The following is a 6,594-nucleotide window of genomic DNA, read 5'->3' as shown; positions in this document are numbered from 1 at the left end:
CGAGCAGCCCCGCGGTCCCGCCGACCCCTGGCGACCCGGTGGACCCGACGGGGCCGGCCCTGCCCCCGCCCACGAGGCCCAGCGGCGGGCCGACGAAGACGCCGCCGGCCGGCGGCACCACCCTGAACGGGACCGTCACCTCCGGGGTGGAGCCCAACTGCCTGCTGCTCGACAACTACCTGCTGATCGGCGGCCCGCGTGACCTGCTGAAGCCGGGCGCCAAGGTCACGGTCACCGGCCGGGTCCAGCGCGACCTGCTCACCACCTGCCAGCAGGGCACGCCCTTCCTGGTCGAGACCGCCCGCCGGGGCTGACCGGCTCCGCCCGCAAGGGCTGACCGGTACCGCCCGCTGGGGCTGACCGGACGGCCGTCCGCCGCACGTGGGTGTGCCTGCCCGCCAGGGGCGAGGGTGTCCGTCCGTGGCCGCGTCGGGCGGCCCGAGCCTCCTGCGTCGCGACGGACGTGGCGAGCGCGTCCGTCCGTGCTGTGTCGGGCGGCCCGAGCACCCCGCGTCGCGACGGAGGTCACCGCAACGGGCGGAGCCCGCCCCCGGGTGGGGACGGGCTCCGGTGTTCCGGTGCGGGACGGGTCAGTTCACGGCGCCGATGGAGACGGCACCGCGGCCGACGACCGCGCCCTCGGTGGTCACCACGGACAGCTCACCGAAGAGCGCCCGACCGGCGACCGGGGTGGACTGGGCGGTCACCGTACCGGTGAGGGTGGCGGTGGCGCCGTGGGCCAGGTTGAGCGGGGTGGCGGGCGCCGAGAGGCTGCCCAGCGCCGCCGCGGAGAACGAGTCCCGGTAGTCGTAGGCGGTGCTGCCACCGGCCCCGTCCACCGCGTAACCCTCGACGACCACCCGGTAGGTGCCCGCCGGCGGGTTGTTGATGGTCACGGCCTCCTCGGAGTCGCCGTCGGCGGCCCGACCGACCTCCGCGGTACCGCGGAAGACGTAGAGGTCGAGGTCGGCCGCGGCGCTGGCCGGGTTGCCGATCCGGGCGGTGAAGCGGGTCGCGCCCGCCGGCACCTCCACGGTGTACTCCTGCGACGTGCCCTCGGTGATGGTGGGCCGCTCAGCGTGGACGCTGGAGAGCGGGCCGCCCTGACCGGTCACCGCGACCGGGCCGAAGGTGTTGGTCAGCGACCAGGTCACCGGGGTCGCCGCACCGGCGGTGACCGACGGCAGCTCGACCACGGCCGGCTCGACCGCGACACCCTGCACCCGCGCCGTGAGCTGGAACGGGTTGTTCAGCGACGGCGAGGTCCGACGGGACTCCACCTCGATCTCCCAGACCCCGGCGATCGGGTTCTGGTAGTCGCGCTCCTGCGGCTTGCAGGCGTTGGCGTCGGAGAAGTTGGTGTAGCAGGCGAGGCTGGAGGTGCTCTCCACCGGGACGCCGTACGGGTTGAAGGCGATGAACCGGGTCTGCGAACCGGTGGCAATGCCGGAGAGGTTCACCTGGAGGGCGCCCGTGCCCGGCGGAACCGTCACGAAGTACGAGGTGAAGCCGTTCCGGTCGACCGAGCCCTCGGTCGAGAAGGAGAAGTTCGGCTTCTTCACGTCGTTCGAGGCGACGACGACGGTGGAGACCTCGAAGTCGATCACCGAGGTGGCCGGGTCGTCGATCGTCATGATCGCGCCGTGCGCGCCAGCGGTGGCGGGCTTGGCGGTGACCGGGACGGTGACGGTCTTGTTCAGCGGGAGCGAGACGGTCTTCGGCGCCGTGAAGGTGCCGTCGTTGCCACGCAGACCCACGTTGTGCTTCACGGTGCCGGCCGGCCCGCTGGTGCGGGTGAGCTTGACCTGGTAGCTCTTCGACTGGCCGATCCGCTGCCCACCCTCGGTGGAGGCGCAACGGTTGTAGAGGCCGGTGCCCAGGTTCGGGGTGCCCAGCTGAGCGGACAGGACGGTGCAGACCGGGGCCTCGGAGGTGTAGGAGCGCGTCTCCACGCCCTTGCGCAGCAGCTTCCACGCGCCCGGCACGTCGAACATGCCGTAGCCCTGGCCGTACGTCGGGACGTCCTTGATCGGCTTGGCCGAGCTGTAGATCGCCCGGCGCAGCGCGGCCGGGGTGACGCCCTTGTCGGTCGCCTTGGCGGCCGACAGCAGCAGCGCGGCGGCGCCGGCGGCCTGCGGGGAGGCCATCGAGGTGCCGTTCAGCATCGCGTAGCCCGGGGGCAGCGGGTAGCCGGCCTCGGGGACGGCGTTGCCGGGCTGCCAGGTCGGGGCGGTGGAGATGGCCGAGCCGGGGGCGGCGATGTTCGGCTTGATGCCGCCGTCCTCACGCGGGCCCCGGGAGGAGAAGTTGAACAGCGCGTTCTTCGTCTTCACCGCGGAGCCGTAGTTGGCCAGCCAGGTGTCCTTGCTGATGCTCGCCGCGACGCTGACCACGTTGGCGGCCACCGACGGGTCGCCGATGGTGTTCAGGCCCGGGCCGGAGTTGCCGGCCGAGATGAACATCTGCACGCCGTAGGTGGTGATCAGGTTGTTGTACAGCTCGGCGCGGGCGTTGTTGCCGTCGTTCAGCGCCGGCAGACCGCCGATCGACATGTTGACCACGTCGACCTTGCGGTTGATCACCAGGTCGGCCATGCCGGTGGTGAGGGCGGCGTAGGTGCAGCCGCCACCCCACGAGCAGGCCCGGGCGGAGACCAGCTTGGCACCGGGCGCGGCACCGTCGAAGGCGCCGTTGCCGAGCATGTCGTTGGCGGCGGTGATGCCGGCGACGTGGGTGCCGTGGGTGCTCTCGACGATGCCGATGTTGACGTAGTCCACCAGGCCGGGACCGCCGATGGGGGCGGTGTCCACGTCCTCGCGGTACTCGACCACGAACGGGATCCGCTCGACCACCGGGGTGGCCGGGTTGTCGGTGCCGAAGTGCCCGACGTCGAACTTCTCCTTGTACGGCCGCATCAGGGCGTCGTCGGTGAAGTCGTTGTTCTGGTTGACGTCCACCCAGATGTTGTGGGTGGCCGGGTCGTAGAGGATGCCGAACGTGTCGGTCCGGTCCCCGTCGCGGTTGACGTCACCCGCCGGGTCGCTGGCGGCCGTGATCGACTCGCTGAACCGGTTGAACCGGTAGGTGCCCGCCGGGGCCTTCCAGGTCGCGCCACCGGAGGTGAACGTCGGACCGGTGACCTCGGTGAGCATCGGGCGCCAGGTGGCGTCCTCGAACGGGTCCGTCGCGGTCACCCAGTCGACGATCTTGCGCTCGCCCGTGGTGGTCTTCTGCAGCGCCGGGTGACCGAGGTCCACACCGGAGTCCATGATGCCGATCGTGACGCCGCGGCCGTCCCACTGGGGGTTCTTGGCGACGAAGTCGACCGCGCCGATCTCGTTGGTCGGCATGTAGGGGTTGGCAGCCGGGGTGTCGGCCCCCGGGCCGGTCAGCGTCGTGGCCTGCTTCGCCGCCTTCTTGCCGGAGGGGGCGACCTCGGGCGTCGGGTCGGGCAGCTGGATGGTCTCGTCCAGGTCGACGGCGGAGACGCCGGGCAGCGTGGCCGCCTTGACCACCTTGGAGGTGGGGACCTTGGCCAGGACGTAGCCGATGCTGTCGTACCGCTCGGTGACGGCCGCGCCCAGGTTCTTGAGGTCGGCGGCGACGTCCTTCGCCTCGCCCTTCTTGGTGGCCACGATCAGGGTGACGGTCGGGGCCTTCTTCGCCTCCGCCTCGGCGAGCAGCTTGGCGTCGTGCGAGCCCAGCGCCTCCACAGGGGTGGCCTGGGACGCGTCGGGTGCGGCGGTCGGCGCGGCGCTCGCGGTGGCGGCACCACCGGCCACCGTCACCGCGCTGGCCGCCACGACCGACGCGAAGAGCGCGGCGGAGGTCCGCCGGCTCAGGTTTCGGGGTTTGCTCACGTTCTCTTTCCTCCAGAGAACAGGGCCCTCAGATGCAGGGCACGCGTGAGGCGAATCCTTCGCGCTGCCGCTGGTCACTGTCACTACCGTGGAGTTCGTTGTGACCACTTCGTGACATGGGTGAGCGTCCATTGTCACATCGGCGATGATAGGTATCGGCCGTCAGTCCAGTGCCGACCGACCGGTCGGCGCCCCGGTCTCAGCGTTTCCGAGAAGCTCCGGGGCCTGCGGCTGACGGGGCGCCAGCTCGACCTGCGCCGGCGCGGCCAGCTCCTGGTCGGAGACCCCGAGCTCGGCGAGCTTGCGGGCGCTGACCAGCACGCGCGCCTCCAACGACCCCACGGCCCGGTTGTACGCGGTCACCGCGCCGCCGAGCGACGAGCCGAGCTTGCCGACGTGCTCACCCAGGGTCGACAGTCGCCCGTAGAGCTCGCGGGCCAGCGAGTGCACCGCGACCGCGTTGCGCGCCAGCGCCTCCTGCCGCCACGAGTAGGCGACCGTACGCAGCAGCGCGACCAGGGTGGCCGGGGTCGCCAGCACCACGTTGCGGGCGAACGCGTGCTCCAGCAGCGTCGGGTCGCGTTGCAGCGCGACGTCGAGGAACGGGTCGGCCGGCACGAAGAGCACCACGAACTCCGGCGTGCTGTCGAACGCGGCCCAGTAGGTCTTGGCGGCCAGCGCGTCCACGTGTCCGCGCAGGTGCTTGGCGTGCGCGTCGAGGTGGGTGTCGCGGCCCCGCTCGTCGCGGGCCTCCATCGCCGTCAGGTAGGCGTCGAACGGCGCCTTGGCGTCCACCACCACCGACCGGCCACCGTGCAGCCGGACCACCAGGTCGGGGCGGACCCCCTGGTGGTCGGTGGCGGCGGTGACCTGCTCCGAGAAGTCGCAGTGCTCCAGCATGCCGGCCGCCTCGACGATCCGGCGCAGCTGGTGCTCGCCCCAGCGGCCCCGCACCTGGGGTGCGCGCAGGGCCGCCACCAGCTGCTTCGTCTCCGTACGCAGCTCGCCCGAGACCGTGCTCATGGAGCGGACCTGCTCGCGCAGCTCGGCGTACGCGTCGATCCTGTCGTGCTCCAGCTCGGCGACCCGCTGCTCGTAGCGGCGCAGCGTGTCGTGCAGCGGGGCTACGGCGCGGGCCACCGCCTCCTGGGACTGCGCGGTGGCCTCGTAGCTCAGCGCCCGCATGGACTGTTCGAGCCGGCCCTCGCCCTCCCGGGTGGCCCGCAGCGTGGCGTCCAGCCGGGCGATCTCGGTCGCCGAGCGGGTCCGGGCGGCGTACCAGCCCGCCGCGCCCCCGGCGGAGAGGCAGACGATCACCACGGCCAGCGTCGAGAAGTCCACCCCCGGAGCTTGCCAGACCGGCGCCCCGCGCGCCGCCGTGCCGCTCTCGTCGCACCCGCCGCCTTTGTCGCGGATGGACGTTGTGGCCGATCGTGCCGAGCGGCGCGGCGGGGTTTGGCCGTTCCGGGGCAGACAGGAAGCGACGACATGGCTCAGAGTGACGACAGGGCCTCGGAGGGAGACGGCATGGCTGGTCGGTCGCGTCCCGTACGGACACTCGTCGCGACGGCGGCGGGAGTCCTCCTCGCCGGCCTGGCCACGCCGGTCGCGGTGGTCGCCGCACCGCCCGGGGGCGGCGCCGTCGGCTGGCGGGACCTCGGGACGCTGGGCGGCGACTGGAGCGTCCCCGTCGGGCTCACCGACTCGGGGCTGGTCCTCGGCGACAGCCAGACCGCCGACGGCCGCGTCCACGCGTTCGTGTGGCGGGACGGGACCCTGACCGACCTCGGCACGCTGGGCACGGACAGCCACGGCGCCGCCGTCAACGAGCGGGGCGTGGTGGTCGGCACCACCGTCCTGGCCGACGGGCGGACCAGGCCATTCCGGTGGCGCGACGGCGTCATGACCGACCTCTCCGCCGTCCACGGGCCGTCCTCGGCCGTCGGCGTCAACGAGCGCGGGGAGGTGATCGGCACGAGATACACCGACGACAGCGGCCAGTACGGCCGGGCGTTCCGCTGGCGCAACGGGATCAGCACGGACCTGCCCGGTCGCGGTGGCGACACCCTCGCGGCGGCGATCAACGACCGCGGCGACGTCGTCGGCTTCACCAACAGCGCGGACGGGTCCAGCACCGAGGCGGCGCTGTGGCGCGACGGCAGGCTGGTCCGGCTGACGCCGCCGGCCAGCGCGACAAGCATGGCCACCGGCATCAACGACCGGGGCCAGGTGGTCGGCACCATGCGGGTCGACGGCTCCGGATGGCACGCCTTCCTGTGGTACGACGGTGTCTTCACGGACCTCGGCACCCTCGGCGGCACCGACAGCTACCCGGTGGGCGTCAACGGACGCGGGCAGGTCGCCGGCAGCGCGCAGACCCCGACGGACATGCGCGCCGTGCGGTGGCACCACGGCGTCGTCACGAATCTGGGCACCCTCGGCGGCTCGTACAGCCAGGCCATGGCGATCAACGAGGCCGGCACCGTGGTCGGTGAGGCGACCGTCGCCAGCGGCGCGAAACACGGCGTGGCCTGGGTGCGGGGCCGCGGCGTCGACCTCGGCCCGCTGGATCTCGGCCGCTCCGGCGGCCGGGTGGGCTTCGTCAACGACCGGCGGCTCGTCGCCGGCCAGCTGGCCGCCACCGGCGGCGACGTGCACGCCGTCGTGTGGAACCTCGGCCGACGACACTAGCCCCGCCGGAGACCGCTCCGGCCCGGGACCGCGCCCCGCCCCG

Annotated in this window: 4 protein-coding genes; 2 read left to right on the top strand and 2 right to left on the bottom strand. The window is 72.8% G+C overall.

Going from position 1 to position 6,594, the window contains the following annotated elements; all coding sequences use genetic code 11:
- Positions 1-314: hypothetical protein (locus tag F6X68_RS29280; protein ID WP_225852497.1), on the top strand; the 314-nt coding region annotated here is incomplete at its 5' end.
- A 276-nt stretch (positions 315-590) separates the two neighbouring features.
- Here the strand turns inward: F6X68_RS29280 and F6X68_RS29275 are convergent.
- Both F6X68_RS29275 and F6X68_RS29270 read right to left on the bottom strand, forming a co-directional pair.
- Complete coding sequence (locus F6X68_RS29275) at positions 591-3,860, bottom strand: S8 family serine peptidase (RefSeq protein WP_151457279.1); 3,270 nt, start codon at positions 3,858-3,860, stop codon at positions 591-593.
- A 162-nt stretch (positions 3,861-4,022) separates the two neighbouring features.
- Entirely contained in the window at positions 4,023-5,201 is a 1,179-nt protein-coding gene (locus tag F6X68_RS29270; RefSeq protein ID WP_151457278.1) for a DNA recombination protein RmuC, read from the bottom strand.
- 186 nt (positions 5,202-5,387) lie between these two features.
- Between F6X68_RS29270 and F6X68_RS29265 the strand changes: the two genes are divergently transcribed.
- Complete coding sequence (locus F6X68_RS29265; RefSeq protein ID WP_192581587.1) at positions 5,388-6,551, top strand: HAF repeat-containing protein; 1,164 nt, start codon at positions 5,388-5,390, stop codon at positions 6,549-6,551.
- Positions 6,552-6,594 lie beyond the last annotated feature (43 nt).

This window comes from Micromonospora sp. AMSO12t, assembly GCF_008806585.1.
Lineage (GTDB): Bacteria > Actinomycetota > Actinomycetes > Mycobacteriales > Micromonosporaceae > Micromonospora > Micromonospora reichwaldensis.
This window is presented reverse-complemented; position numbering and strand designations above follow the sequence as displayed.

Excerpts from the sequence above, each read along its gene's own strand:
- F6X68_RS29265 (WP_192581587.1), top strand. The coding sequence starts at position 5,388 with ATGGCTGGTCGGTCGCGTCCCGTACGGACACTCGTCGCGACGGCGGCG.